Source organism: Sphingomonas panacisoli, assembly GCF_007859635.1.
GTDB lineage: Bacteria > Pseudomonadota > Alphaproteobacteria > Sphingomonadales > Sphingomonadaceae > Sphingomonas > Sphingomonas panacisoli.
Map to the genome: position 1 here is coordinate 288,987 of NZ_CP042306.1, position 25,551 is coordinate 314,537.

Sequence of the window (25,551 nt, forward strand, 5' to 3'; positions counted from 1 at the left end):
CTCAGGCGCTTACCGCCATCGTATAGACGATCTTCCCCAACGCACCGAGCAAGAGCACCAGCGTCGTCAGCGCCTGGATCAGGAACCCGGTGCTGCGCTTGGACGGGTCGGCCATGTAGCCGCTCGAATAGAGCAAACGCCCGACGATCCAGACGACGCCCAGCCCCGCCGCGACCTTCTGGTTCCAGTAGATCGCGAAGAGCCACAGCGCCGTCAGGAATATCGGCAGCCATTCCAGTGTGTTGATGTGGACGCGGACCGCGCGCTCGAGCACCGGATGCCCGGTCATCGCGGGCGCCTCGATGCCCGATGTGCCGCGTGCCTTGGCGACCTGCAGGCCCAATCCGATATAGACCAGCAATGCGACGATCGTGACGATCGCGGTCCAGCTATACTGCATCATGACGTTCCTCCCCGGTTGGCGCGCGTGCGCTCTTGGAAGAGTATGTCATGGCGGCGGCGGCGCGCGCAAATCTTGCCTTAACCATCAATCGTTTCGCCTCGGGACACGGCGAAAATCGGCGGCGATCCGTTAGGGTTTTTGCGCTAGGCGCTCACGCGCCGGACGGGTCCGGCTGGGGCAGTGATGACCAACTGGCGCACATCGACGATCCGGAACAGCCGCGCGGCGTTGTTCGCATTACTGATCGGGCTGCCCGTGCTCGCCGTCTCGGCCAAGGCAGCGGTGGTTGCGTATTATTCGCCGCCCGTCGCCGCGCCCGCGCCGCCGCTCCCACCGATCGGGTACGAGAGCGAGGATCATTTCCCGGGCGCCGCCGCGTTGTACGTCGCCGAAGAGGATGCCGCGCCGACCACCGGTACGACCGGTACGATCGACATCAGCGCACTCGCGATCCCGACCAACGCCGTGCTGACCCCCGACCTCGACGGTACCGTGAAGCCGGCGCAGCCCTTCTCGATGGCGGGTGCCAGCGCGCTCGACCGCGGGCGGGCGCTCGATTGCCTGTCGACCGCGATCTATTACGAGGCGGCCTCGGAAAGCGACGACGGCCAGCGCGCCGTCGCGCAGGTCATCCTCAACCGCGTGCGGCACCCGGCCTTCCCCAGCACCGTGTGCGGCGTGATCTATCAAGGCTCCGAACGCGCGACCGGTTGCCAGTTCAGCTATGCCTGCGACGGCGCGATGGCGCGACCGCGGTCAGCTGCCGGCATGGCACGCGCGACGCGGATCGCGGCGGCGGCGCTCAACGGCTATGTGATGGGCGCGGTCGGGCTCGCGACGCATTACCATACCTATGCCGTCACCCCGGCGTGGAACCGCGCGCTGGTGATGACCGATGCTATCGGGGCGCACTTCTTCCACCGCTGGAAGGGCTATTGGGGCACCGCGGCGGCGTTCAGCAACGCGCGCTACCGCGGCGGCGAGCCGATGCCCGGCCCGTATCGCAAGATCGATCCGACGTTACCGCTGATACCTCCCACCAGTTTCGCGACCGGCACGACGCCGCTGATCCCTGGCGCTGCGCCGGTCGCGAAAACCGAGGTCTCGGCGATCCAGCCGAAATATCAGGACGTCAGCGTGGCGAAGATCGACAACCTGCCCGGCGACTCGCAGATCCTCGACCGCTGGAAGGATTCTCGGGAAAGCCCCTGCGCTAGGCAGCAAAAAGGGGCCGGTGGACCGGCCCCTTCTCGCATCGTCTAACGATTACCAGCGATGCTGGCGGTCGTGCTTTTCGAACTTCACCTGCGCGCTGATCGCGTCGTAGCGGCGGTCGAGGTCGGCGCGCTCGCGCATGTCGATGCGGCCGCCCGACCGGGCGTAGCGATATTCGAGCCCGACGACGTCGCGCAGCTGGCTCTTCAGCTGGAACGCCTCGCGGCGGTCGAGAGCGCCCGAACGCACACCCTGATCGATCCGCTGGCTCAGGTTCGCCTGGCGCTGCGAAATACTGGTCCACGGCGCCGCGCTGGCGACCGAGGGGAGGGTGGCGGCGGCCATGCCCAGGCCCGCCAGTATAACAGTCAGCTTCTTCATGGTCCGTACTCCTTGTGGCGACCGATACGTCCGGTCGAGGAGCAATCTGGGATCGACGTGTCGCCGATCTGTGTCGCCGGTCGTGCCAATATGTCGCAACCGGTCGCCAGGCTGAGAGTTGCGTTCATCTTCGAAAAGGCCAAAAAGCCCGTTCCATGTCATCGACCATCGCAGAACTCGCCCGTCGCCGCGAAGCCGCCAAGCTGGGCGGCGGCGAAAAACGCATCGCCGCGCAACACGCCAAGGGGAAGCTGACCGCGCGCGAGCGGCTCAGCGTCTTGCTCGACGAAGGATCGTTCGAGGAACTCGACATGTTCGTCGAGCATAACTGCGTCGATTTCGGAATGCAGGACACGGTCATTCCCGGCGACGGCGTGGTCACCGGAACCGGCACGATCAACGGCCGGCTGGTCTGCGTGTTCAGCCAGGATTTCACCGTGTTCGGCGGATCGCTGTCCGAGCGCCATGCGCAGAAGATCTGCAAGGTCATGGACCTGGCGATGAAGATCGGGGCGCCGGTCATCGGCTTGAACGACTCCGGCGGCGCGCGCATCCAGGAAGGCGTCGCGTCGCTCGGCGGCTATGCCGAAGTGTTTCAGCGCAACGTGCTGGCATCGGGCGTCGTGCCGCAAATCAGCCTGATCATGGGGCCGTGCGCGGGCGGCGCGGTGTATTCGCCGGCGATGACCGACTTCATCTTCATGGTGAAGGATTCGAGCTACATGTTCGTCACGGGTCCCGACGTGGTGAAAACGGTGACCAATGAGGTCGTGACGCAAGAGGCTCTGGGCGGCGCGGTCACGCACACGACCAAGACGAGCGTCGCCGACAATGCCTTCAACGACGATATCGAAGCGCTGCTCGCCGCGCGCGACTTCGTCGATTTTCTGCCGGCATCGAACCGCGAATCGGTGCCCGAGCGCCCGACCGCGGATCCGTGGGATCGCATCGAGAACAGCCTCGACACGCTGATCCCGGCATCGGCGAACCAGCCATACGACATGCACGAGCTGATTCGGAAGACGGTAGACGAAGGCGATTTCTTCGAAGTGCAACCGGGCCATGCCGGCAACATCATCGTCGGCTTCGGGCGGATCGAGGGCAGGACGGTCGGCGTGGTCGCGAACCAGCCGATGGTGCTGGCCGGGGTGCTCGACATCAACTCCTCGAAAAAGGCCGCGCGCTTCGTCCGCTTCTGCGACGCGTTCGAGATTCCGATCGTGACCTTCGTCGATGTCCCCGGCTTCCTGCCCGGCACCGCGCAGGAGCATAACGGCATCATCAAACACGGCGCGAAGCTGCTATTCGCTTACGCCGAAGCGACGGTTCCCAAGATTACCGTCATCACCCGCAAGGCCTATGGCGGGGCGTATGACGTCATGGCGTCGAAGCATCTGCGCGGCGACTTGAACTATGCCTGGCCGACCGCCGAGATCGCGGTGATGGGCGCGAAGGGCGCGGTCGAGATTATCTTCCGTGGGCGTACGCCCGAGGAAATCGCCGAACGAACCGCCGAGTACGAAGCCCGCTTCGCCAACCCGTTCGTGGCGGCGAGCAAGGGCTTCATCGACGAGGTGATCCAACCGCACTCGACTCGCCGCCGCATCGCGTTGGGCCTGCGCAAGCTACGCGGTAAGCAACTCGAGAATCCGTGGAAGAAGCACGACAATATCCCGCTGTGACGAACTTTGCCGGCGCGCGTTGACCGGCTAGAACACCGATACTCCAACCCGAAAGGTCGGCCATGATCTCCATCCTCTCGCTACTGCTTCAGACCGCAGCCGCCCCGGCCCCTGCACCCGCACCCGCGCCTGCTGCTGCCCCGGTCGCGCCCTGGACCGTCGTCGTGCGACCCAAGACCGATCCGGCGATGACGACCACCGTCGTCAGCGCCCCGGCCAGCGACGGCAGCGGACGACTGGTGGTCAAATGCGATTCGGGCGCGCAGCAGGTCGTGTCGGTTCAATTCCTCAGCAAAACCGCGCTTGGCGGCCCGCCCGACCGGCCGGTGACGCTGACGATTGACGGCGGCACGCCGATGGGCGCCAATTGGGAGTTCGTCGAAAAGGGCGCGTTCATTCGCGACGACATGGCGGTGACGACGATCACCGCCGCGCTGGCGACGAGCAAGGCGATCAAGCTGGCCACGACGACGGCGGCGGGTGTCGCGGTCAACGCGACCTTCGCCGGCCCGCCCTCGGCCGCGCCGATCACGAAGGTGCTCGCGGCATGCGGCTACACGCTCGGCACGCCGCCGGTCCGCGCGCCGCAGCCCGCCCCGACGCCCGCCGCGAAGTGAAGCTCGGCCGGCTCAACCATGTCGGGGTGGCGACGCCATCGATCGCCGACGCCATCCCCTATTGGCGCGACATGATGGGCGCGACCGCGATCGGCGAGCCGTTCGATCTGCCCGCGCAGGGGGTGAAGGTGTGCTTCATCGACACGCCCAACACGCAGATCGAGTTGATCGAGCCGTACGATGCAAGCTCGCCGATCGCTGCGTTCATCGCGAAGAACCCGGCAGGCGGGCAGCATCATGTTTGTTACGAGGTGCCCGACATTTACGAAGCGAAGGCATGGTTCGAGGCGAAGGGCGCGAAGGTGCTCGGCGAACCGCGGATCGGGGCGCACGGCACGCCGATCTTCTTCGTCCACCCGCGCGACATGGGCGGTGTGCTGACCGAGTTCATGGAGACGCCGAAGGGCGACCACTGAGGGGGATCGAATGGCGTACGAGCATATCCTGACCGAGCGTCGCGGCGACGTGCTGGTCGTCACGCTCAACCGGCCCGATCGGCTGAACGCCGCACCGCCGGCGATGTTCGTCGAATTGCGCGCGGCGATCGCCGATCTCGGCGGTGCGCGTGCGGTGCTGGTAACGGGGGCGGGCCGGGCATTCTGTTCGGGCGCCGACGTCGGCGGCGGCGCGCTGGGGAGCGACGATCCCGGCAACGCGACCTACGCCGCGCTCACGCAGAGCTATAACCCGACGATGGCGGCGCTGGCGGATCTCGGCGTGCCGGTGGTCAGCGCCGTGCGCGGGCCGGCGGCCGGGATCGGGTGCAGCCTGGCGCTGGGTGCCGACTTCTGCGTCGCGAGCGAGGCCGCCTATTTCCTTCAGGCGTTCGTCAATATCGGGCTGGTCCCCGACGGCGGCGCCAGCTGGATGCTGCCCCGCCTGATCGGCAAGGCGCGCGCGACCGAGATGATGATGCTGGGCGAGCGCGTGCCGGCGACGAAGGCGCTGGAGTGGGGCATGATCCATCGCGTGGTGGCGGACGAGGCGCTCGATGCCGAAGCGTTCGCGCTGGCGGAGCGACTGGCGGCGGGGCCGACCGTCGCGCTGGGGCTGATGAAGCGCGGGCTCAACCATGCGTTCGAGGCCGGCTATGCGTCGGCGATGGAGCGCGAGGCCGAGAACCAGCGCGCCGCGCGCGGTACATCGGACTCGATGGAGGGCGGCATGGCGTTCCTCCAGAAGCGTAAGGCGGCGTTTAAGGGGGCATAGTGGCGTTTGCGTGCGGCCGGGCGTAAGGCACTGCGATGACTGACAAGCCGACTTTGGACGACTGGCAAACGCTCGCTGCGAAGGAAGTGAAGGGCGCTGACCTGACGTGGCGGACGCCCGAGGGGATCGACGTCAAGCCGCTCTACACAGCTGCCGATGTCACGACCGATCCCGGCCTGCCGGGCTTCGCGCCGTTCACCCGCGGTGTGCGGGCATCGATGTACGCCGGGAGGCCGTGGACGATCCGCCAATATGCGGGCTTCTCGACCGCCGAAGCCTCCAACGCCTTCTATCGCCGCAACCTGGCGGCGGGGCAGAAAGGCCTCTCCGTCGCGTTCGACCTGGCGACCCACCGCGGTTACGACAGCGACCATCCGCGCGTGACTGGCGACGTCGGCAAGGCGGGGGTCGCGATCGACACGATCGACGACATGAAGATCCTGTTCGACGGTATCCCGCTCGATCAGATGTCGGTGTCGATGACGATGAACGGTGCGGTGATCCCGATCCTCGCCTTCTTCATCGTCGCGGGCGAGGAACAGGGCGTGCCGATGGCGCAGCTCGACGGGACCATCCAGAACGACATCCTCAAGGAGTTCATGGTCCGCAACACGTATATCTATCCGCCCGAACCGAGCATGCGGATCATCTCGGACATCTTCGCCTTCACCAGCGCCAACATGCCGAAGTTCAACTCGATCTCGATCAGCGGCTATCACATGCAGGAAGCGGGGGCGACGCAGCTCCAGGAGCTCGCCTTCACCATCGCCGACGGCATGGAATATGTGAAATACGGCGTCGCCTCCGGGCTCGACATCGACAAGTTCGCCGGGCGACTCTCCTTCTTCTTCGCGATCGGCATGAACTTCTTCATGGAAGTCGCGAAGCTGCGCGCGGCGCGCGTGCTGTGGCATCGCGTGATGACGCAGCTCGGCGCGCAGGACGAGCGCAGCAAGATGCTGCGCACGCATTGCCAGACGTCGGGCGTCAGCCTCACCGAGCAAGACCCGTACAACAACGTCATGCGTACGACGATCGAGGCGATGGCGGCGATGCTGGGAGGTACGCAGAGCCTTCACACCAACGCGCTCGACGAAGCCATCGCGCTGCCGACCGATTTCTCCGCCCGGATCGCGCGCAACACGCAGATCGTCATCCAGGAAGAGACCGGGATGACCAAGGTCGTCGATCCCCTGGGCGGTTCCTATTATGTCGAGAGCCTGACCGAGCAACTGGTCGACGGCGCGTGGGAGATCATCGAGCGGGTCGAGCGCGAGGGCGGCATGGCGAAAGCGGTCGCGGCGGGCTGGCCCAAGGCGATGATCGAGGAAGCGTCCGCCGCGCGCGCCGCGCGGGTCGATCGCGGCGAGGACGTGATCGTCGGCGTCAACAAATACCGCAAGGCCGACGAGGACCCGATCGACATCCTCGACGTTGACAACCACGCCGTTCGAGAAGCGCAGATCGCGCGCATCCGCAAGGTCAAGGTGGGCCGTGACGAGGCGGCGTGCCAGGCGGCGCTGGAGGCATTGAAAGCCGGCGCGGCGGGCAAGGCGAACCTGTTGGAGCTCGCGGTCGACTGCGCCCGTCAGCGCGCCACGCTCGGCGAAATCTCGTCGGCGATGGAGGCAGGCTTCGGCCGCTACGCGACGGTGCCGACTCCGGTGAAAGGCATCTACGGCGGCGCGTACGAGAACGACGCGCGCTGGGACAATCTCGTCGCCGGCGTCGCTGCGACCGAGCGCCGGCTGGGCCGCAAGCCGCGCATGCTCGTCGCCAAGATGGGCCAGGACGGCCATGATCGCGGCGCCAATCTGGTGAGCAGCATGTTCGGCGATCTTGGCTTCGAGGTGGTCCCGGGCCCGCTGTTCCAGACGCCACGGGAAGCCGCCGTCCTCGCGCTCGAAAGCGACGTCGACGTGGTCGGCGCGTCCAGCCTTGCCGCCGGGCACAAGACGCTGATTCCCGAACTGATCGGCCATCTGCGCGACGCCGGCCGCGCCGACATCAAGGTCATCGCCGGCGGTGTGATCCCGGCGCAGGATTACGACTTCCTGCACGACGCCGGGGTCCAGGCGATTTTCGGCCCTGGCACCAACCTGATCAAGGCAGCGGAAGACGTATTGCGGCTGCTCGGTCACAACATGCCGCCCGAAAGCGAGGCGGCGGAATAACATGCCGACGGTGCTCAGGATCGGCGCATTCCGACTCTATTTCTACAGCCACGAACCCAACGAACCGCCGCATATTCACGTCGATCGCGGTGAGGCGACGATCAAGGTCTGGCTCGACGGCATCGAAGTCGCAAAGAGCCGCGGCTTTCGCGCGCATGAGATTGGTGGCATCGTCGCCGTGGTCGAAGCACATCGCGAACAACTGCTGGAGGCATGGTATGAATATTTCGGCTAAGGTGACCGATGAGCGCGTGCTCGACGTCCGTTTCGACGATGCCAGCCTAATCGTCGATTTGATGGACGGCCGCACGATCTCGGTGCCGTTGACGTGGTATCCGCGCCTGTCGAAGGCGACGTCTGCGCAACGTGCCAAGTGGGAGAAAGCAGGCGCAGGCTACGGTATCCATTGGCCGGAAATCGACGAGGATTTGAGCACCGAGGGCTTGCTGCGTGGCGCGCCAGCCCCGGCGAAAGCAGCTTAAGTACGTGACTCGCAACGACTGGACGCGCGACGACATCGCGAAACTCTTCGACCTGCCTTTCACCGAACTCGTGTTCCGCGCGGCCGAGGTGCATCGCCAGCATCACGCGGCGAACGAGGTTCAGCTGTCGACCCTCCTGTCGATCAAGACCGGCGGCTGTCCCGAGGATTGCGGCTATTGCTCGCAATCGTCGCACCATGAGACGGGCCTAAAGGCGACCAAATTGATGGACGTCCGCGCGGTGCTGCAGGCGGCGGCGCAGGCGCGCGACAACGGCTCGACGCGCTTTTGCATGGGGGCGGCGTGGCGCAATCCCAAGGATAAGGACATCCCCGCGCTGGCGGAGATGGTACGCGGCGTGCGCCAGATGGGGATGGAAACCTGCATGACGCTCGGCATGCTGACGCCGGGCCAGGCGGCGGCGCTGGGCGAGGCTGGGCTCGATTACTACAACCATAATATCGACACCTCGCCGGAGAATTACGCCAACGTCATTTCGACGCGGTCGTTCGATGAGCGGATCGAGACGCTGGAGAATGTCCGCGACGCCGGGATCAACGTGTGCTGCGGCGGGATCGTAGGTATGGGCGAGACGCGGAGCGACCGTGTCGGGTTCATCCACGCGCTGGCCAGCCTGCCGGTGCATCCGGAGAGCGTGCCGATCAACGCCTTGGTGCCGGTCAAGGGGACGGTGCTGGGCGACATGCTCGCCGACACGCCGCTTGCGAAAATTGACGATATCGAGTTCGTCCGCACGGTCGCGGTCGCGCGGATCACGATGCCGGGGAGCATGGTGCGACTGAGCGCGGGCCGCGAAAGCATGAGCGACGCGACGCAGGCATTGTGCTTCCTGGCAGGCGCGAATTCGATCTTCACCGGCGACAAGCTGCTGACCGCGGGCAATGCCGGCGAGGACAAGGACGCTGCTTTGTTCGCGAAGCTCGGGCTGGCACCGATGGCGGCGGAGCAGCGCGTTGTGGAGGCGGTGTGAGCGAAAAGCCCGTCTTCCGCGGTCCCTCAATCGTCGAATGTTCGATCGCGTGTGCGGTTCTGGCGGTAATCGCGTTCGCCGTCGTGCGAGGATCGGCCATTTGTCCTGTCAATGAGCCGCCACGTACGGAATGTGTTGCTGTGGCGAACGATATCGCGCTTCGCAGCGCCACGACCGTCACCATAATTTTCGCGCTGATCCTGCTTCTCGGGACGCTCCTGAGATCTTTCGTAAAGAGACGTTGATGTTCAAGAAAATCCTGGTCGCCAATCGCGGCGAGATTGCGTGCCGCGTGATGCGCACCGCCAAGAAGATGGGACTTGCGACGGTCGCGGTCTATTCCGACGCCGACGCGCGCAGCCCGCACGTGCTGATGGCCGACGAAGCGGTGCGGCTCGGGCCGCCGCCGGCGGGTGAGAGCTACCTGCTCGCCGAACTGATCCTCGACGCGGCCAAGATCACCGGGGCTGACTGCATCCATCCGGGCTACGGTTTTCTGTCGGAGCGCGAGAGTTTCGCGCGCGCATGTGCCGACGCCGGGATCGCGTTCGTCGGCCCGCCGCCCAACGCCATCGCCGCGATGGGCGACAAGATCGAATCGAAAAAGCTGGCCAAGGCCGCGGGCGTCAACGTCGTCCCCGGCTTCCTGGGCGAGATCGCCGACACCGACGAAGCGGTCAGGATCGCCGGCGACATCGGCTATCCGGTGATGATGAAGGCCAGTGCCGGCGGCGGCGGCAAGGGCATGCGGCTGGCCTATAGCGAGCAGGACGTCCGCGAAGGGTTCGAGGCGACCAAGCGCGAGGGCCTCGCGTCGTTCGGCGACGATCGCGTGTTCATCGAGAAGTTCATCGAAAGCCCGCGCCACATCGAAATCCAGGTGATGGGCGACCAGCACGGCAACATCCTCTACCTCGGCGAGCGCGAATGCTCGGTGCAGCGCCGCCACCAGAAGGTCGTCGAGGAAGCGCCGTCGCCGTTCGTCACGCCGGCGATGCGCAAGGCGATGGGTGAGCAGGCCGTCGCGCTGGCCCGGGCGGTCGGATACTATTCCGCTGGCACGGTCGAGCTGATCGTGTCGGGCGCGGACACCACCGGCCAGGGCTTCTACTTCCTCGAAATGAACACCCGGCTGCAGGTCGAGCATCCGGTGACCGAGGCGATCACCGGGCTCGATCTGGTCGAACTGATGATCCGCGTCGCGGCGGGCGAGAAATTGCCGCTGACGCAGGATCAGGTGCAGCTCGACGGCTGGGCGATCGAGAACCGCGTCTATGCGGAGGACCCGTATCGCGGGTTCCTGCCCAGCATCGGTCGCCTCGTCCGCTACGACCCACCTGCGAGCGAGGACACACCCTATGGCCAGGCGGCGACGGAGGCTTACGTCCGCGTCGATGACGGTGTCGCCGAGGGCGGCGAGGTGTCGATGTTCTACGACCCGATGATCGCCAAGCTGATCACCTGGGCGCCGACCCGCGAGGCGGCAATCGATGAGCAGATCGCCGCGCTCGATGCCTTCGAGATCGACGGACCCGGCAACAATCTCGATTTCCTGTCGGCACTCATGCAGCACCCACGCTTCCGCGACGGCGCGCTGACGACCGGATTCATCGCCGAAGAATATCCGGAAGGCTTCCACGGCGCACCGGCATCGTCCGAATTGCTGAAGTCGCTCGCCGCGATCGCCGCCTTTGCCGCGACGGCGGAGGCAGACCGCGCGCGGCGAATCGACGGCCAGCTCGGCAAGCGCTTGCGCCCGCCCTCGGCCTGGACGGTGCGGATCGACGGGGTGGATCACGACGTGTCGATTTCGACCGACGGCGTGACGGTCGATGGCGCGGCGCACGCGATTGCGCTTGAGTACACTCCGGGCGACCGAGTCGTGAACGCCGAACTGGCCGATAGCGACCTGACCGTTCGCATCGCCCGCACGCGCACCGGCTTCAAGCTGACCGCGCGCGGTGCCAGCCATGTCGCGCGGGTATTGCCGACTGGTGTCGCCGCGTTCGCGCATCACTTGATCGAGAAGGTCCCGCCCGATCTTTCCAAGTTCCTCATCGCGCCGATGCCGGGCTTGCTCGTGCGGCTCGACGTCGGCGTCGGCGACGAAGTCCAGCCGGGCCAGCCGCTCGCGGTGGTCGAGGCGATGAAGATGGAGAACATCCTGCGCGCGGAGAAGGCCGCGACGGTCAAGTCGGTAGAGGCCAAGGCCGGCGACAGCCTGGCGGTCGATCAGGTCATCCTGGAACTCGAATGACCGCGTTGCGCGCCTTCGCGATCGCGGCGCTCGCCATCGCGCTGGCGTCGCCGGGCGTGGCAGGGCAGAGTACGCGCATGGCATCGCTCTCACCCCCCATCGTCATCGGTCACCGCGGCGCGAGCGGCGAAAGACCCGAGCACACGCTGGCGAGCTACGAACTCGCGATCGACGAGGGCGCCGATTTTATCGAACCCGATTTGGTGCTGACCAAGGACAATGTCTTCGTCGCGCGGCACGAGAACGACATTACCGGCACCACCGACGTCGCCGACCATCCCGAATTCGCTGGCCGCAAGACGACCAAGACGATCGACGGCGTCGCGCATACCGGCTGGTTCACCGAGGATTTCACGCTCGCCGAACTGAAGACGCTGCGCGCGAAGGAACGCCTGCCGCAACTGCGTCCCGACAATGCGAAATATGACGGCCTCTACACGATCCCGACACTGGCCGAGGTGATCGCGCTGGCGAAGAAACGGTCGCAGGAATTGGGCCGCACGATCGGCATCTATCCCGAAACCAAGCACCCGACCTATTTCGCGTCGATCGGCCTGCCGATGGAAAAGCATCTGGTCGCCGAGCTGAAGGCGGCGGGCTGGGATTCGGCCGACGCGCCGGTGTTCATCCAGAGCTTCGAGGTGAACAACCTCAAGCTGCTCCATACGCTGACCAAGAATCGTCTGATCCAGCTGATGGACTCGAGCGGCGGCCCCGCCGACAATGCGACGCCGAGCTATGCGGCGATGATCACGCCCGAGGGCCTGAGGGCGGTCGCGGCCTATGCCTGGGGGATCGGGCCGAACAAGGACATGGTCGATACGGGTGAAGGCACGCCGACGACCTTGGTCGCCGATGCGCACAAGGCTGGCCTGCGCGTCCATGTCTGGACCTTCCGCGCCGAGAATTTCTTCCTCCCCGCCAGCCTCAAGCGCGGTGCCGATCCCAAGGGTCATGGCGACGTGGATACGGCGATCCGACGCCAGCTTGCGGCGGGGATTGATGGATTTTTCACCGATTTTCCGCTAATTGGCGCGACCGCGCGCGAGGCTTTCCGCGCCGGCAAGTAGATCGGATGTGTATGCGTAAGTTCGCCATCGTCACCCTGTTGCCGCTGCTGAGCGGCGGGTGTCTCTCCACCGTGGGCAGCGTCGTGACCGCGCCGGTCCGGGTCGCGGGCAAGGCGGTGGACTGGACGACGACCAGCCAGTCGGAGGCCGATCGCAACTACGGCAAGAAGATGCGCAAGGCCGAGGAACGCGAAGGCCGCGAGCGTCGCGCCTGGCAAAAGGCCTGCAACAAGGACCCCGCCAATTGCGGGCCGTATGACGGCTATCGCGCGGACGAGGCGCGGCGGAACCGCTAGCCGTGTTCCTGCGAAAGCAGGAACCCAGAGCCAAGAACGGTGTGCTTGCGGCTTAGGCTCCTGCTTTCGCAGGAGCACGAGGCCTCAATTCCCGCCCAGCACCTCGGCGATTGCGCGGAGCGTCGCGGGGTGCATCTGGACGCCCATATGGCTGCTGACGATCTCGATCGACCGGGCATGGTCGTCGTGACAGATCGCGCCGTTGACCAAGCCGTCGCTCGCACTCCAGATCGCGGTGGCGGGGACCGGTAGCGGCGCGGCGATCTCTTCGCGGCGCGCCATCACGTCGGGGCTGTCGATCTTCTCGCCCGACAGCCATTCGAACGCGCGCCAGACGTTGGTTGCGCGCGGATCGCCGGCGAAAGGCGAACTGACGGTGATGACTTCACGGACCAGCGCAGGCTCGCGATGCGCCGCGAACCGCGCGATGATCCCGCCCAGACTCACGCCGATCAGCGTCACCGGCTGCCCTGCATCGTCGTGATACTGCCGCAACCGCGCGAGCAGTTTCTCGCCCTCGCCGCCGATCGCGCGCGCGCCGGTGTTGCGGCCGAGCTTCCACCCCTCGACGCGATAGCCGAGCGCGGTCAGATAGCGCTTCATGACGATGTTCGATCGGTCCGAATTGACCAGGCCGGGCAACAGCATGATCGGCCGGCCGTCACCCGGCGGCGCCTTCATCAATTCGGGCCAGGCCTTGGGGATGCTGGCGATCGTGCCGAGCATGCGGGGGAATTCGGCGGCCCATTGCGCCTTGGAGGGTGGACCGAGGTTCGTGGGAGAGGGGGCGTTCATTCACGCATTCTCCACGCGGTGCGCGCAAAGAAAAGGGCGCCGCTCTGTCGAGCCGCGCCCCTTCCTGAAACATTCCACCGCGATCAGGCGTAGCGGAGCGTCGCCTTGCGACGGCTGCGCAGGGCACCGCCGACCGCGCCGAAGCCCATCACCATCATCGCCCACGTCGCCGGCTCGGGTACCGCGCCGTTGGCGTTGCCGTTCAGCGTGACGCTGAAATTGTCGAGGCCCCAGCTTTCATCGCTGCCGCCCTGCCAACCGCCGCCCGCCGCACGGAACCCGACGGTCAGGTTCGACCCGGTATGCGCGAACGTCGCCCAGGATGAGCCGGTGAAATCGACCAGCGTGTCGCTGTAGAACTGGTTGGTATCGACCTGCTGATACAGGGCGATCACGTTGCCGCCCTGCGCGTCGACGACCGAGCCGCTGGCGTTGTTGGCGGTCAACGTCGCGACGACGCTGCCGTTGATCAGCACTTCGAGCAGATCGGGCGCCGGGCTGCCGTTGGTCGAATCCCAGCTATCGAGCAGGCCGAGCACGCCGCCGAGCGATACCGACGTGTGCGATCCCAGTCCCGTGAACGAGAATTCGGTCGTCGTGATCGGGTTGACCGACGTGTTGATCAGGAAGTTGTTCTTCCAGCCATTGGCGTTCCACGTGCCGGTCGTCGCGCCCCGCGTATCGCCGCCATTGTCGATGGTGACACCGACGCCCGGCCCGGTGGTTGCACCGCCGTCGAAATCGTTGGTGTAGACGACCTGCGCGCCCGCCGGCATTGCCGCGAACACTGCCGCGAACGTCGCTGCGGCCAGAAGATGCTTCATCGATACTCCCCTTATTGCAGTATCATATGACCCCGACTGAATCGGATGGCCGTGATACAGCTGATTCTCCGGGAAACAGTCTATGATGAACGCAGCATTAGGTAAATGGTAAGACGACCTGATGGTCCCGAAACGGGACGTTTCGCGCGGGGTGTCAGAACCATCCCATCACGGTGACCGGGAACGGCGTCCACGCGCCGACGCGCACCCCGGCATGGCGCAGCGCGCGGCCGGTCCATTCGTTGCAGGTGACGACCGCGCTGTACGTGCCGCGCGCGTCGTAGAATGCGTCGTCCGGGCCGTAGCCGCCCGCGATCTTGCCGCGCGGGCCAAGCGTCTCGCGAACGAACGCGGCGAGGCGGCGATACTGGTCCGGCGTCAGCACGATCGCGCGCACCGCGGTGCCGGTGGCGGGGGCCGGGACATGCTCGACATGCAGCACCGTGCGGTTGCTGCCGATCGCCGCGCGACCCACCACGGCCAGGTTGAGATCGCTCCAGGTCGGCGTCTCGATGTAGAAAGCGCGCTCGCCCCAGCCGACCGCGACATGATCGAAATTCGCGTAGCGCGGGTCGGACAGGTCGCTCGCCGGGAACGTGCCGCGCCACTCCACGCCCGCCGCCGACACCGGCATGACGATCCCGGTATGGATACCGTTATCCTCGATAAAGATGCGGATGCCCTCGGCCGGCTGGACCCATGCCGCGTTGGCGGGAATGCTGCCGCCGATCATGCCCGTCGCCGCATAAGCGAGCACGATTCCCATCAGCCCCGTCGCGATCCGCCCCAGCCAACGTCGCACGCGCAATCCGATTTCGCTCGCCACGTCGTCCGTGATAGATGGTTTCAATGGCAACCGATACGCACGTTCTCGATTCCCCGCCGCCCGGCGCCTCGCCCGATTGGACGATCCCGCAGGACTGGTCGCACTACACGGCGCAAGAACATGCGACGTGGGACACCCTATTCGCGCGCCAGGCGAAATTGCTGCCCGGCCGTGCATCGGAAGCGTATCTGCGCGGGCTCGACGTGCTCAAATTGTCCAAGCCCGGCATTCCCGATTTCGAGGAACTCAGCGACCGCCTGATGGCGCTGACCGGGTGGCAGGTCGTGGCGGTGCCGGGCCTCGTTCCCGACGACGTGTTCTTCGATCACATGGCGAACCGCCGCTTCGTCGCGGGCAATTTCATCCGCCGGCCCGATCAGCTCGATTATCTCCAGGAACCCGACGTCTTCCACGACGTCTTCGGGCACGTCCCGATGCTCGCCGACCCGGTGTTCGCCGATTATCTCGAAGCATACGGCAAGGGCGGCCAGCGCGCGATGGGGATGGAGGCGCTGAAGTATCTCGGCCGGCTTTACTGGTACACGGTCGAATTCGGCCTGATCGCCGAACCGGAGGGCTTGCGGATCTACGGGTCGGGTATCGTGTCGAGCTATGCCGAAAGCCGCTTCGCGCTCGACGATCCCAGCCCCAACCGGATCGGGTTCGACTTGGCGCGGGTGATGCGCACCGAATATCGGATCGACGATTTCCAGCAGAATTACTTCGTCATTCCGAGCTTCGACGAACTGCTCCGGGTGACCGTCGAAACCGACTTCGCCCCGCTGTACGATGAACAGAAGGCGCAGCCCGACATTCCGGTGGCGGAGATCGTGACGGGCGACGACGTGATCACTCACGGCACGCAGGACTACGCGCGCTCGAAAGCCTAGATATCGAGCGCCCAGCCGTCGCGCCCCTTGGGGTCGATTGGCTTGGTCGGGACGTAACGTTCGGCACCGGCGGTCAGCGTGAGGATCGTCCAGTCGCCACGTATCTCCGCACCGGTCAGCGTGCAGCCGCAGACAGAATAGGCATCCACAACTTGCGCGCGCTGCGTTTCGAGCAGGCCGGCAAGCAGGATCGTCGCGCGCGGCGCGGCGATCGCGGCGAGTTCGGGCGCCATCGACACCAACGGCCCGGCCAGCACGTTGGCGATCACGAGGTCGTAGGGCGCCCCAGCGGTAATCGCGGGATCGAGCGCGCCGTCGGCAACGATAAGGTCGATCCCGGCGATCCCGTTTGCCGTCATGTTCTCGCGCGTCACGTCGATCGCTGCCGGGTCGATATCGGTCGCGACGATCCGCGCCTCGGGCCACAAATGCGCGGCGGCGAAGGCGAGCAGGCCGGTGCCGGTGCCGATGTCGATGATGGAGGCGAAATCGCGTGCCGCCATCGCGTCGAGCGCCTTGAGGCAGCCCGACGTCGTCGCATGATGCCCCGTCCCGAACGCCCGGCCGGCGTCGATCAGGAACGCGCGGCCGCCGGCGGGAGGGCTGACCGGATGCGCGCTGGTGTGAACGACGAAGCGGCCTTCGGCGATCGGCTCCAGACCCTCCTGGCTCATCGCGACCCAGTCCTCGGCGGTCAGCGCCTCGATCACCGGTGCCACCGCGGCCGCGCTCGGCACCAGCGCGCGGAATGCCGCGATCATCGCGGCGTCGGGCTCCGTCTCGGTGTAAGCATCGAGCCGCCAGCGCTCGCGGTCGTCTTCGATCTCCTCGGTCGTCATCAGCACCGCGTCGATCGCGATTTCCCCCGCGTCGATCGCCTCGGCCTCGGCGCGGGTGCAGGGAAACGACGTTTTCCAGGAATCGACGTTATCCGTGGTCGCGCCGCCGGACGCAAAACCGGTTCCCACTTTTGCTGGCGGACGCTCAGCGGACATAGCTGGCCCCGTTCACGTCGATCACTGCCCCAGTCATCGACGGCGGCGCGGTCAGCGCGAGATAGCAGACGGCGTTGGCGACTTCCTCGGGATCGGCGACCTTGCCGAGCGGGATGTCGGCGAGCAGTTTGTCGCCGCCGCGGCTCGCCAGATAGTCCTCCGCCATGCCCGTCATCGTGAAGCCGGGACACACCGCGAAGGCGAGCACGCCCTGCGCCGCATAGCCGCGCGCGATGCTCTTGGTCATCGCGACCATTCCGGCCTTGGAGGCGGCGTAGTGCCAATGCGCGGGCGAGTCCCCGCGATAGGCGGCGCGGCTGGCGACGTTGACGATGCGCCCGCCGACTCCGCGCTCCTGCCAATGCCGGATCGCGAAGCGGCACAATTCGGCGCTCGCGGTCAGGTTGATCCGCATCGTGCGTTCCCAACCCGCCACCCATTCGGCGTCGTCGAGGTCGATCGGATTGGCCTCGAACACGCCGGCATTGTTGATGAGTACGTCGATGCTGCCGAGCTTCTCGATCGCCGTGTCCCACAATGCGCGCGGGCCAGCCGGGTCGGCGAAATCGGCGGGGATGCCGCTCGCGGTGCCGTGGCCGGCGAAGGTGACGTCGGGGGTCGCGGACAGGCTCGTCGCGATCGCCGCGCCGATACCGCGGCTGCTGCCGGTCAGGAGAATGTTGGTCATGCGCGACTCATAACCCCAACCGTCGCCCCAGCGAAAGCTGGGGTCTCGTGAGGTCACGCGATTAGGCTTGAGATCCCAGCTTTCGCTGGGATGACAACTACGCCGCCACACCAACCGAGAAATCGTCGGCCGCGCCCTTCAATCCGCCGAGCCGATCGTCGACGTCGCCGACATCGTCGGCCAGCACGCCCATCTCGCGCGCGACGTTCTCGGTGTCCTCGCGGATCGTCGCGATCGTGTGCGACATCGAATCCGCGGCGAGCGCGGTTTCATCGACGGCGGCGGTGATCGCGGTGACGGTCTGCGCCTGTGCTTCCATCGCGAGCCGGATGCGCGCGGCGGATTCCTCGACCTCGGCGACGGTCGTCTTGATCGATGCGCTGGTATCGACCGTGGAGCGCGTGGCCGACTGGATCGCCGCGATCTTGGCGGCGATGTCGTCGGTGGCACGCGCGGTCTGGTTGGCGAGGCTCTTCACTTCCTGCGCGACGACCGCGAAGCCGCGGCCGGCATCGCCCGCTCGCGCCGCTTCGATCGTGGCGTTGAGCGCGAGCAAATTGGTCTGGCCCGCAATGTCGCGGATCAGGCCCAGGATCGATTCGATCGACTTGGCGTGGTCGCTGAGCGCTTCCGACATGCCGACCGCCTGGCCAGCCTGGCTCGATGCGCGGTTGGCGATATCGGCCGCCGCTTCGACCTCGGTACGGGCGTCCTCGATCGCGCGGATCAGGCCCGCCGCGGTCTGTGCGGCTTCGCGCATCGCGACCGCCGATTGCTCGGCGGCGGCGGCGACTTCGGATGTCTTGCCGATCATGCCCTTGGCCGACGCGGAGGTCCGGCCGGCCTGCGCGCGAATCCGTGTGCCGAGTTCGGCGGCGGCGCCGATCGACCCGGCGATCGATTCGCGGAATTTCTCCGAACTCGCTTGCCGCGCCTTGCGCGACCGGTGCTCGATCAGTTGCGAAACGTAGCTGGTCAACAGATGGACTTCGACGAACGACAGCCGCTGCAGAGCGTCGGCATAGCGCGCCAGACGCGCCGTATCGGTGCCGCACGCGTCGGCGAGGATGATCAGCGTTTCCTGATAGCACGCCGTCAGCGCGGCGAGCAGTGGCGCGAGCGACACGCCGGCGCGATCCGAATTGCGCGCATTGGTGCACGCCATTTCCATCCATTCGCGCCCCATCGGATGCTCGAACTTGGCGCGCATGTACGCGGTGCTGGTCTCGATTTCCTGCGCGAGCTGCTCCGGCGTGTAATAGGCGCGGACGTGCGCGGTGCCGGGATGCGCGAGATAATGCCGCCAGAAGATTTCGCAGACGCGGCGGTAATGCGGTGCAACGATCGGCGTGATCTCGGCCGTCAGCGGGCCGATCTGCCCGTCCCAGTCGAACGCGGGCAAATCACGCCGCAGCGCGTCTTCCAATTCCTGTGGCCAGGTTATCGGCCGTTGCTCGCTCATCGTCCCCCTCCGGGAATTACGCCGCTACCTTGACCACGAAATCGCTGGCGCTGGCCTTGAGATGGCCGAGCTGTCCGTCGAGCGAATCGAAGCCGCGACCGACGCTGTCGATTTCGGTCGCCACCGCTTCGGTATCCTCGCGAATGGTTGCGATTGTGTTCGACATCGAATCCGCGGCGAGCGCGGTCTCATCGACCGCCGCGGTGATCGCCGTCACGGTCTGCGCCTGGGCCTCCATCGCGAAGCGAATGCGGTTGGCCGATTCCTGGACTTCTGTGACGGTCGATTTGATCGACGCATTGGTATCAACGGTCGAACGGGTGGCCGACTGGATAGCCGCGATCTTGGCGGCGATGTCGTCGGTCGCGCGCGCGGTCTGGTTGGCGAGGCTTTTCACTTCCTGCGCGACGACCGCGAAGCCGCGGCCGGCGTCACCGGCACGCGCCGCTTCGATCGTGGCGTTGAGCGCGAGCAAATTGGTCTGGCCGGCAATGTCGCGGATCAGGCCAAGGATCGATTCGATTGACTTGGCGTGGTCGGACAGAGCTTCGGACATGCCGACGGCCTGGCCCGCCTGCGAACTGGCGCGATTGGCGATTTCGGCGGCGGCTTCGACTTCGGTACGGGCGTCCTCGATCGCGCGGATCAGGCCGGCCGCGGTCTGGGCGGCTTCGCGCATCGCGACCGCGGACTGCTCGGCGGCGGCGGCGACTTCGCTGGTCTTGCCGATCATGCCGCGCGCGGAGGTGGAGGTGCGGACCGACTGGTCGCGCAACGCATGGCTTTCCTGGCTCGAGCGTTCGACGACCTTGGCGATGCCGTCGCGGAATTCGGCGGCGAGCGCTTCGCGCGCGGTCTGCGCGGCATGCTCGACATAGCCGTTGTACAGCGCGACGGTGATGTCGCCTTCCATCGCCGAGAGACGGAGCAAGGTATCGATCATCGTCGGCAGCTTGGCGTCGTCGCGATCGACGCGGCGCATCAGGCTGTCGAGCGCGGCGCGATCGCTGGCATTGATCATCGAGAGCAGCGCCTCAGGCTCGACCTTGCCGGCATAAGCGGCGGCGACCGAACGCGCGATCGATTCGACCCAGCCGCGTTCGCTGGTCTTGAGGAAACGCAGGCGAAGGAAATCGACGCCGAGGTCGATCATCTTGGCGGTCTCGTGCGGCGCCCAGACGCGATCGTCGGCGAAGCACCGCAGCCACTGCTGCCAATAGGCTTCGGAAATGGCGTGCGCGTCGGGCTCGATCACGCTCCACACGTCGTGACTGGCGCTGGCCAGCGATCCGTCGAAATCGAAGATGCGTAGCCGTTCGGACAGGCGGACCTTCGCGGCCATCGAGTCGGACGGGGGCAGGTCGGTGGTGCTCAAGATCGAATGCTCCGGCTAACGTCTGACGGCGACGCGACAATTTACCGCCAAGGGCTACCCCGCTCTTGGTTAAAGACTGGTTAGGAAACGGCGACGGCTTGCATCACTCACGCTGAGGGGTAAGAGGGCGCACGCATCCTTGCAGGGGTATTTTTCTTGGCCACCACACCGCCCAAACCAGAGCGTCCGATCTCGCCGCATCTCGGCCATTATCGCATGGGTCCCGCCATGCTGACCTCGATCGTCCATCGCATCACCGGCGACGGCCTGGCGATCGTCGGCGGGCTGCTGTTCACCTGGTGGCTGGCGGCGCTGGCGGCGGGCAAGGAAAGCTACGACTATTTCCTGTCCTGGTTCACCGGCCCGAGCTGGAACATTCTGGGCTACATCATCGGGGTCGGGCTGACCTTCTCGCTGTTCCAGCACATGATGAGCGGCATCCGCCATTTCGTGCTCGACACCGGCGCGGGGTACGAGCTCAAGACCAACAAGACCGGCGCGATCCTGACCTTCGTCGGCGCGCTCGTCCTCACCATCCTGTTCTGGGGCATCCTGCTCAAGGACGTCATTCTCGGGGTAGCGAAGTAATGGGCGACGGCACCGAACTCGGCCGCGTCCGCGGTCTCGGCAGCGCGCAGGAAGGCGCGCATCACTGGTGGCGCCAGCGCGTTACCGCGGGGTCGAACCTGTTCTTCCTCGCCTGGTTCATGATCTCGCTGACGCGCCTCGGCGGGTTCGACTATGGCAGCATCCACAACTGGATCGCCTCGGCCTGGGTCGCGGTGCCGCTGATCATGCTGGTCATTTCGACCTGCTGGCACGCGCGGCTGGGGCTGCAGGTGCTGATCGAGGATTATCAGGATGACGAGGGCCGCGTGCTGTGGCTGCTCGTCGCCGAATATTTCCTGGCGATCATCGCGGTGACGGCGATCTTCTCGATCCTGAAGGCGGCGTTGGTCACGGTCGCGGCAGCGGGGCCGGCAGCAGGCTGATGAGCGACACGTACAAGATCATCGACCACACCTATGACGCGGTGGTGGTCGGCGCGGGCGGATCGGGCCTCCGCGCGGTCCAGGAATGCGCGCAGAGCGGCCTCAAGACCGCGTGCATCACCAAGGTGTTCCCGACCCGTAGCCATACCGTCGCGGCGCAGGGCGGCATCGCCGCCAGCCTCGGCAATATGGGGCCGGACCATTGGACCTGGCACATGTACGACACCGTCAAGGGGTCGGACTGGCTCGGCGACCAGGACGCGATCGAATACATGGTCCGCGAAGCGCCCGCCGCGGTCTACGAACTCGAACATGCCGGCGTGCCGTTCAGCCGCACCGACGCAGGCAAGATCTATCAGCGTCCGTTCGGCGGCATGATGCAGAATATGGGCGAAGGGCCGCCCGCGCAGCGCACCTGCGCCGCGGCCGACCGTACGGGGCATGCGATGCTCCACGCACTCTATCAGCAGAGCCTGCGCTTCGACGCCGATTTCTACATCGAATATTTCGCGCTCGACCTCATCATGGAGGACGGCGAGTGCAAGGGCGTCATCGCGCTCTGCATGGAAGACGGCAGCATCCATCGTTTCCGCAGCCACGCGACCGTGCTCGCGACGGGCGGCTACGGCCGCTGCTATTTCTCCGCGACCAGTGCGCATACCTGCACCGGCGACGGCGGCGGGATGGTGCTGCGCGCGGGCCTGCCGCTGCAGGACATGGAGTTCGTCCAGTTCCACCCGACCGGCATCTACGGCGCCGGCGTGCTGATCACCGAGGGCGCGCGCGGCGAGGGCGGGTACCTCACCAATTCCGAGGGCGAGCGGTTCATGGAACGCTACGCTCCGTCGGCGAAGGACCTGGCGTCGCGCGACGTCGTGTCACGGTCGATGGCGGCGGAAATCCGCGAAGGCCGCGGTGTCGGACCGAACAAGGATTACATCTACCTCCACCTCGATCACATCGATCCCAAGGTGCTGCACGAGCGTCTGCCCGGCATCACCGAGACGGGGAAGATCTTCGCCGGCGTCGATCTGACGCGCCAGCCGCTGCCGGTCACGCCGACCGTCCACTACAATATGGGCGGCATCCCGACCAACTATCACGGCGAGGTCGTCCATTTGAAGGACGGCGATCCCGACGCGGTCGTCCCCGGCCTGTTCGCGGTCGGCGAAGCGGCGTGCGTGTCGGTCCACGGTGCCAATCGCCTTGGGTCGAACAGCCTGATCGACCTCGTCGTCTTCGGCCGCGCGACCGGCAAGCGGATCGCCGAAATCCTGAAGCCCAATACCAAGCACGGTACGGTGGTGACCGCCGCCGACGACGCGGCGATCGCCCGGCTCGACCATTTCCGCAATGCCAAGGGTGCGGCGCCGACCGCGCAGATCCGCAACGACATGCAGCGCACGATGCAGAAGCATTGCGCGGTGTTCCGCGACACCGCGCTGCTCGACGAAGGCGTCGCGCACATGGACGCGGTGTACAAGTCGCTCGGCGATGTCGGCATCACCGACCGTTCGTTGATTTGGAACACCGACCTGATCGAGACGCTCGAGCTCGACAATCTGCTGTGCCAGGCGGTCGTCACGATCCGCGGCGCGGCCAATCGGAAAGAGAGCCGCGGCGCGCACATGCACGAGGACTATCCCGAGCGCGACGACAAGAACTTCATGAAGCACACGATCGCGACGTTCGACGGCTGGGGCGGCAAGGGCGGGAGCGTCACGCTCGATTACCGCCCGGTGCACGACTACACGCTCACCGACGACGTCGAATATATCAAGCCGAAAAAGCGAGTTTACTGATCGAGGCACCGTGACGTGGCGATCATCCGGCGAATTCATGCCCCGTTGCTGACGCCCGAGGATGCCATCCCGCACCTCGGTGCGCCGCATCACTGGAAGGAAGGTCGGTCGGCGAAAAGCTTGATCGATCAATGGTGGTCGGCAAACGCCATTCCGCAAAGCGTCAAGCTGATGCTCGATCAGGCACCCGAATGGCGCGGCGCCGATCTGGTCGATGCCTTTGTCGAGCGGTGCACCGATTTGTCGGATGGACGTCCATCCCATTCGCAAAGCGATCTTCTCGCGATAGTCGGGATCGTGGACCGGCTTGGCGTCCTGGCCGTAGAGGCCAAGGTCGACGAGGGCTTCGACAAGACCGTCGATGAATGGCGATCCGGTTCCTCCGCAGGAAAGGAGGCGCGACTGCAAAAGCTGTGCGCGCTTTTCGGGCTCGATCCGCAGGCCGTCGGCCACCTGCGTTACCAGCTCTTTCACCGAACGGCGTCGGCGATCATCGAAGCCAAGCGATACCGGGTACGCCAAGCGGCCATGATCGTTCAAAGTTGGAGCTCTGCGCGGATCGGCCTCGACGATTTTCGGGCCTTTTTCGCGGCGATTGGCCTTCCCGACTTGCGCGATGGCGAATTCAGTACGGTAATCATGATCGATGACGTGGCGCTGAGAACCGGCTGGGTGACGGAGCCCGGTTAGCCGGCTCGGCACGATGCGCCGCCGATGTAGCTTTGGCTTGCACGTCTCCGCTTGACACCGCCCCGTCGCGCGCGAAGGTCGTTCCATCGAATCCGAGCAGGGGCGAACGATATGCGGTGGGCGGGCAAGGTAGCACGGACGGCGAGCTTGCTGGTGGCGTCCCTGGCGGTCACCGCATCGGCGACCGGACAGTCGGCGACCTCCTACAAGGCGCCCGAACATGTCGGCGGCTGGCCCGGGCTCGTGTCCGGCAGCAACGAGACCGAGGCGCAGGCATCGATCGACCTCGGCCCGGAGCTCGAGCGCGACCGCTCGCCCAAATGGCTGCTCGACGAACAGCGCAAACTCGACAAGGCGCTCGCCGCGCTCACCCCGCAGAAGCCCGGCATGGTCGATGCCTATGTCGTCGTCGTCGGGCTCGACAGCGACCCGATCTTCGGGCGCGAGGCGCGCGAGGCGGGCAAGGTGCTGAGCCGCCGCTACAATGCGGTGGGGCATACGATCGTGCTCGCGGGTACGAACGGCGACGGACCGTCCGCACTGCCCAACGGCAGCCCGCACAACCTGGCCGTCGCGCTCGCGCGTGTCGCCGAATTGATGGACAAGAAGCAGGACGTCCTCGTCCTCTATACCGCCGGGCATGGCGCCAAGGTGGGTCTGGCCTATCACGACGCCGATGACGGGTTCGGGATCATCCCGCCGGCGCGGATGGCGCGGATGTTCGACGAACTGGGGATCAAGAACCGGCTGCTGATCCTGTCGGCCTGTTTCTCCGGCATCTTCGTGCCGACGCTGGCGAGCGACACGACCGCGCTGTTCACCGCGGCGTCCGCCGATCGGACGTCGTTCGGCTGTCAGTCGGACCGCGATTGGACCTTCTATGGCGATGCGATGATCAACAACGCGCTGCGCCAGCCGGTGCCGCTCGCGACGGCGGGTGCCAATGCGCAGGCACTGATCGCCAAATGGGAAGGGATGAAGAGCGACTTGCTTCCGTCGCAACCGCAAGTCTCGATCGGCAGCAAGGTATCGACCTGGCTGACCCCGCTCGAAGCGCGGATGCCCAAAACCGCGACGCCAATGGTCGGGCGCCCGGCAATCTCGATCTTCGAACAGTAGAAGCGCACACAAAAAAGGAGGCCGAAGCCCCCTTTTCCGTATTCGATTGCGTCGAGCTTACTTGCTCTTCGACTTGTTGTCGTCGGCGATCAGCACGACGGCGACGATGATGCCGACCACCGCAGCCGCGGCGAGAAACACGCCGGCGCCGTGAAGCTGGTTGGCGTTCGCGGTCGGGCTCGACGCGCGGACCGACTTGGCGACCGACAGGCTCGCCGCAGGATTGGCAGGAGCGGCCAGCGCAGGTGCCGTGGCCATCGACAGGGCTGCGATCGCCCCCAAATACTTCGCAAACCTCATCATAGTCTCCCTTGGT

28 protein-coding genes are annotated in these 25,551 nt (G+C 65.9%); 18 read left to right on the forward strand and 10 right to left on the reverse strand.

Annotated features, from left to right (window positions below; translation table 11 throughout):
* Position 1: 1 nt before the first annotated feature.
* Complete coding sequence (locus FPZ24_RS01430; RefSeq protein ID WP_146569382.1) at positions 2–403, reverse strand: MAPEG family protein; 402 nt, start codon at positions 401–403, stop codon at positions 2–4.
* Between the two features lie 183 nt (positions 404–586).
* Between FPZ24_RS01430 and FPZ24_RS01435 the strand changes: the two genes are divergently transcribed.
* Complete coding sequence (locus FPZ24_RS01435; RefSeq protein ID WP_240047562.1) at positions 587–1,666, forward strand: cell wall hydrolase; 1,080 nt, start codon at positions 587–589, stop codon at positions 1,664–1,666.
* 3 nt (positions 1,667–1,669) lie between these two features.
* On the opposite strand, the gene FPZ24_RS01440 is transcribed toward FPZ24_RS01435, so the two are convergent.
* Positions 1,670–1,999, reverse strand: coding sequence for a hypothetical protein (locus FPZ24_RS01440; protein WP_146569383.1), 330 nt, complete (start codon positions 1,997–1,999; stop codon positions 1,670–1,672).
* A gap of 155 nt (positions 2,000–2,154) precedes the next feature.
* Between FPZ24_RS01440 and FPZ24_RS01445 the strand changes: the two genes are divergently transcribed.
* From FPZ24_RS01445 to FPZ24_RS01495, 11 genes are all read left to right on the forward strand, one after another.
* The gene (locus tag FPZ24_RS01445) at positions 2,155–3,681 is read left to right on the forward strand and encodes an acyl-CoA carboxylase subunit beta (RefSeq protein ID WP_146569384.1); all 1,527 of its coding nucleotides are present in this window, start codon (positions 2,155–2,157) and stop codon (positions 3,679–3,681) included.
* Between the two features lie 62 nt (positions 3,682–3,743).
* Entirely contained in the window at positions 3,744–4,298 is a 555-nt protein-coding gene (locus FPZ24_RS01450; RefSeq protein ID WP_146569385.1) for a hypothetical protein, read from the forward strand.
* The gene (mce, locus tag FPZ24_RS01455) at positions 4,295–4,714 is read left to right on the forward strand and encodes a methylmalonyl-CoA epimerase (RefSeq protein ID WP_146574068.1); all 420 of its coding nucleotides are present in this window, start codon (positions 4,295–4,297) and stop codon (positions 4,712–4,714) included. Before FPZ24_RS01450 ends, mce begins: the two co-directional genes overlap by 4 nt.
* A 10-nt stretch (positions 4,715–4,724) precedes the next feature.
* Entirely contained in the window at positions 4,725–5,507 is a 783-nt protein-coding gene (locus tag FPZ24_RS01460; RefSeq protein WP_146569386.1) for an enoyl-CoA hydratase-related protein, read from the forward strand.
* 35 nt (positions 5,508–5,542) lie between these two features.
* Positions 5,543–7,681 carry a methylmalonyl-CoA mutase gene (scpA, locus tag FPZ24_RS01465; protein ID WP_146569387.1) on the forward strand — a complete coding sequence of 713 codons (2,139 nt, stop codon included), beginning with the start codon at positions 5,543–5,545 and terminating at the stop codon, positions 7,679–7,681.
* A gap of 1 nt (position 7,682) precedes the next feature.
* Entirely contained in the window at positions 7,683–7,916 is a 234-nt protein-coding gene (locus FPZ24_RS01470) for a DUF4160 domain-containing protein (protein WP_146569388.1), read from the forward strand.
* Positions 7,900–8,163, forward strand: coding sequence for a DUF2442 domain-containing protein (locus FPZ24_RS01475; RefSeq protein WP_146569389.1), 264 nt, complete (start codon positions 7,900–7,902; stop codon positions 8,161–8,163). The genes FPZ24_RS01470 and FPZ24_RS01475 overlap by 17 nt, the downstream gene beginning before the upstream one ends.
* Positions 8,164–8,167: 4 nt before the next feature.
* Positions 8,168–9,154, forward strand: coding sequence for a biotin synthase BioB (gene bioB / locus FPZ24_RS01480; RefSeq protein WP_186728965.1), 987 nt, complete (start codon positions 8,168–8,170; stop codon positions 9,152–9,154).
* Between the two features lie 241 nt (positions 9,155–9,395).
* Complete coding sequence (locus tag FPZ24_RS01485; protein ID WP_146569391.1) at positions 9,396–11,411, forward strand: acetyl-CoA carboxylase biotin carboxylase subunit; 2,016 nt, start codon at positions 9,396–9,398, stop codon at positions 11,409–11,411.
* Positions 11,408–12,481: a glycerophosphodiester phosphodiesterase gene (locus FPZ24_RS01490; protein WP_146569392.1), complete on the forward strand. Its 1,074-nt coding sequence runs from the start codon at positions 11,408–11,410 to the stop codon at positions 12,479–12,481. Before FPZ24_RS01485 ends, FPZ24_RS01490 begins: the two co-directional genes overlap by 4 nt.
* Positions 12,482–12,492: 11 nt before the next feature.
* Positions 12,493–12,777, forward strand: coding sequence for a hypothetical protein (locus tag FPZ24_RS01495; RefSeq protein ID WP_186728967.1), 285 nt, complete (start codon positions 12,493–12,495; stop codon positions 12,775–12,777).
* An 84-nt stretch (positions 12,778–12,861) separates the two neighbouring features.
* Here FPZ24_RS01495 and FPZ24_RS01500 read toward each other — a convergent pair whose 3' ends face one another.
* The 3 genes from FPZ24_RS01500 to FPZ24_RS01510 all read right to left on the reverse strand — a co-directional run bounded on the left by FPZ24_RS01500 (position 12,862) and on the right by FPZ24_RS01510 (position 15,198).
* Positions 12,862–13,572, reverse strand: a complete 711-nt coding sequence (locus tag FPZ24_RS01500) for an esterase/lipase family protein (protein ID WP_186728969.1) — start codon at positions 13,570–13,572, stop codon at positions 12,862–12,864.
* 83 nt (positions 13,573–13,655) lie between these two features.
* Entirely contained in the window at positions 13,656–14,396 is a 741-nt protein-coding gene (locus FPZ24_RS01505; RefSeq protein WP_240047563.1) for a PEPxxWA-CTERM sorting domain-containing protein, read from the reverse strand.
* A 154-nt stretch (positions 14,397–14,550) separates the two neighbouring features.
* Positions 14,551–15,198 (reverse strand): TIGR02117 family protein, encoded by a 648-nt coding sequence (locus FPZ24_RS01510; RefSeq protein WP_240047564.1) that lies wholly within the window; start codon positions 15,196–15,198, stop codon positions 14,551–14,553.
* A 47-nt stretch (positions 15,199–15,245) separates the two neighbouring features.
* Between FPZ24_RS01510 and phhA the strand changes: the two genes are divergently transcribed.
* A complete protein-coding gene (phhA, locus tag FPZ24_RS01515; protein ID WP_146569394.1) occupies positions 15,246–16,112 on the forward strand; it encodes a phenylalanine 4-monooxygenase in 867 nt (288 codons plus the stop codon).
* Here phhA and FPZ24_RS01520 read toward each other — a convergent pair.
* The 4 genes from FPZ24_RS01520 to FPZ24_RS01535 form a co-directional block, all read right to left on the reverse strand.
* Positions 16,109–17,080, reverse strand: coding sequence for a 50S ribosomal protein L11 methyltransferase (locus tag FPZ24_RS01520; RefSeq protein ID WP_240047566.1), 972 nt, complete (start codon positions 17,078–17,080; stop codon positions 16,109–16,111). The two genes, phhA and FPZ24_RS01520, sit on opposite strands and share 4 nt — an antisense overlap.
* Positions 17,081–17,096: 16 nt before the next feature.
* On the reverse strand, positions 17,097–17,795 hold the full coding sequence (locus tag FPZ24_RS01525) for an SDR family NAD(P)-dependent oxidoreductase (protein WP_146569396.1): 699 nt from the start codon (positions 17,793–17,795) through the stop codon (positions 17,097–17,099).
* A gap of 97 nt (positions 17,796–17,892) precedes the next feature.
* Positions 17,893–19,257 (reverse strand): methyl-accepting chemotaxis protein, encoded by a 1,365-nt coding sequence (locus FPZ24_RS01530; RefSeq protein ID WP_146569397.1) that lies wholly within the window; start codon positions 19,255–19,257, stop codon positions 17,893–17,895.
* A 16-nt stretch (positions 19,258–19,273) separates the two neighbouring features.
* Positions 19,274–20,599, reverse strand: coding sequence for a methyl-accepting chemotaxis protein (locus FPZ24_RS01535; RefSeq protein WP_186729170.1), 1,326 nt, complete (start codon positions 20,597–20,599; stop codon positions 19,274–19,276).
* Positions 20,600–20,788: 189 nt separating this feature from the next.
* Between FPZ24_RS01535 and sdhC the strand changes: the two genes are divergently transcribed.
* The 5 genes from sdhC (at position 20,789) to FPZ24_RS01560 (ending at position 25,235) form a co-directional block, all read left to right on the forward strand.
* Complete coding sequence (gene sdhC / locus FPZ24_RS01540; protein WP_240047567.1) at positions 20,789–21,220, forward strand: succinate dehydrogenase, cytochrome b556 subunit; 432 nt, start codon at positions 20,789–20,791, stop codon at positions 21,218–21,220.
* Positions 21,220–21,624 carry a succinate dehydrogenase, hydrophobic membrane anchor protein gene (gene sdhD / locus FPZ24_RS01545; RefSeq protein WP_146569398.1) on the forward strand — a complete coding sequence of 135 codons (405 nt, stop codon included), beginning with the start codon at positions 21,220–21,222 and terminating at the stop codon, positions 21,622–21,624. Before sdhC ends, sdhD begins: the two co-directional genes overlap by 1 nt.
* Complete coding sequence (gene sdhA / locus FPZ24_RS01550; protein WP_146569399.1) at positions 21,624–23,426, forward strand: succinate dehydrogenase flavoprotein subunit; 1,803 nt, start codon at positions 21,624–21,626, stop codon at positions 23,424–23,426. Before sdhD ends, sdhA begins: the two co-directional genes overlap by 1 nt.
* A gap of 15 nt (positions 23,427–23,441) precedes the next feature.
* Complete coding sequence (locus tag FPZ24_RS01555; RefSeq protein WP_146569400.1) at positions 23,442–24,116, forward strand: DUF6946 family protein; 675 nt, start codon at positions 23,442–23,444, stop codon at positions 24,114–24,116.
* A gap of 153 nt (positions 24,117–24,269) precedes the next feature.
* Positions 24,270–25,235 (forward strand): C13 family peptidase, encoded by a 966-nt coding sequence (locus tag FPZ24_RS01560; RefSeq protein WP_240047568.1) that lies wholly within the window; start codon positions 24,270–24,272, stop codon positions 25,233–25,235.
* Positions 25,236–25,292: 57 nt separating this feature from the next.
* Here FPZ24_RS01560 and FPZ24_RS01565 read toward each other — a convergent pair whose 3' ends face one another.
* A complete protein-coding gene (locus tag FPZ24_RS01565) occupies positions 25,293–25,535 on the reverse strand; it encodes a hypothetical protein (RefSeq protein ID WP_146569402.1) in 243 nt (80 codons plus the stop codon).
* Positions 25,536–25,551 lie beyond the last annotated feature (16 nt).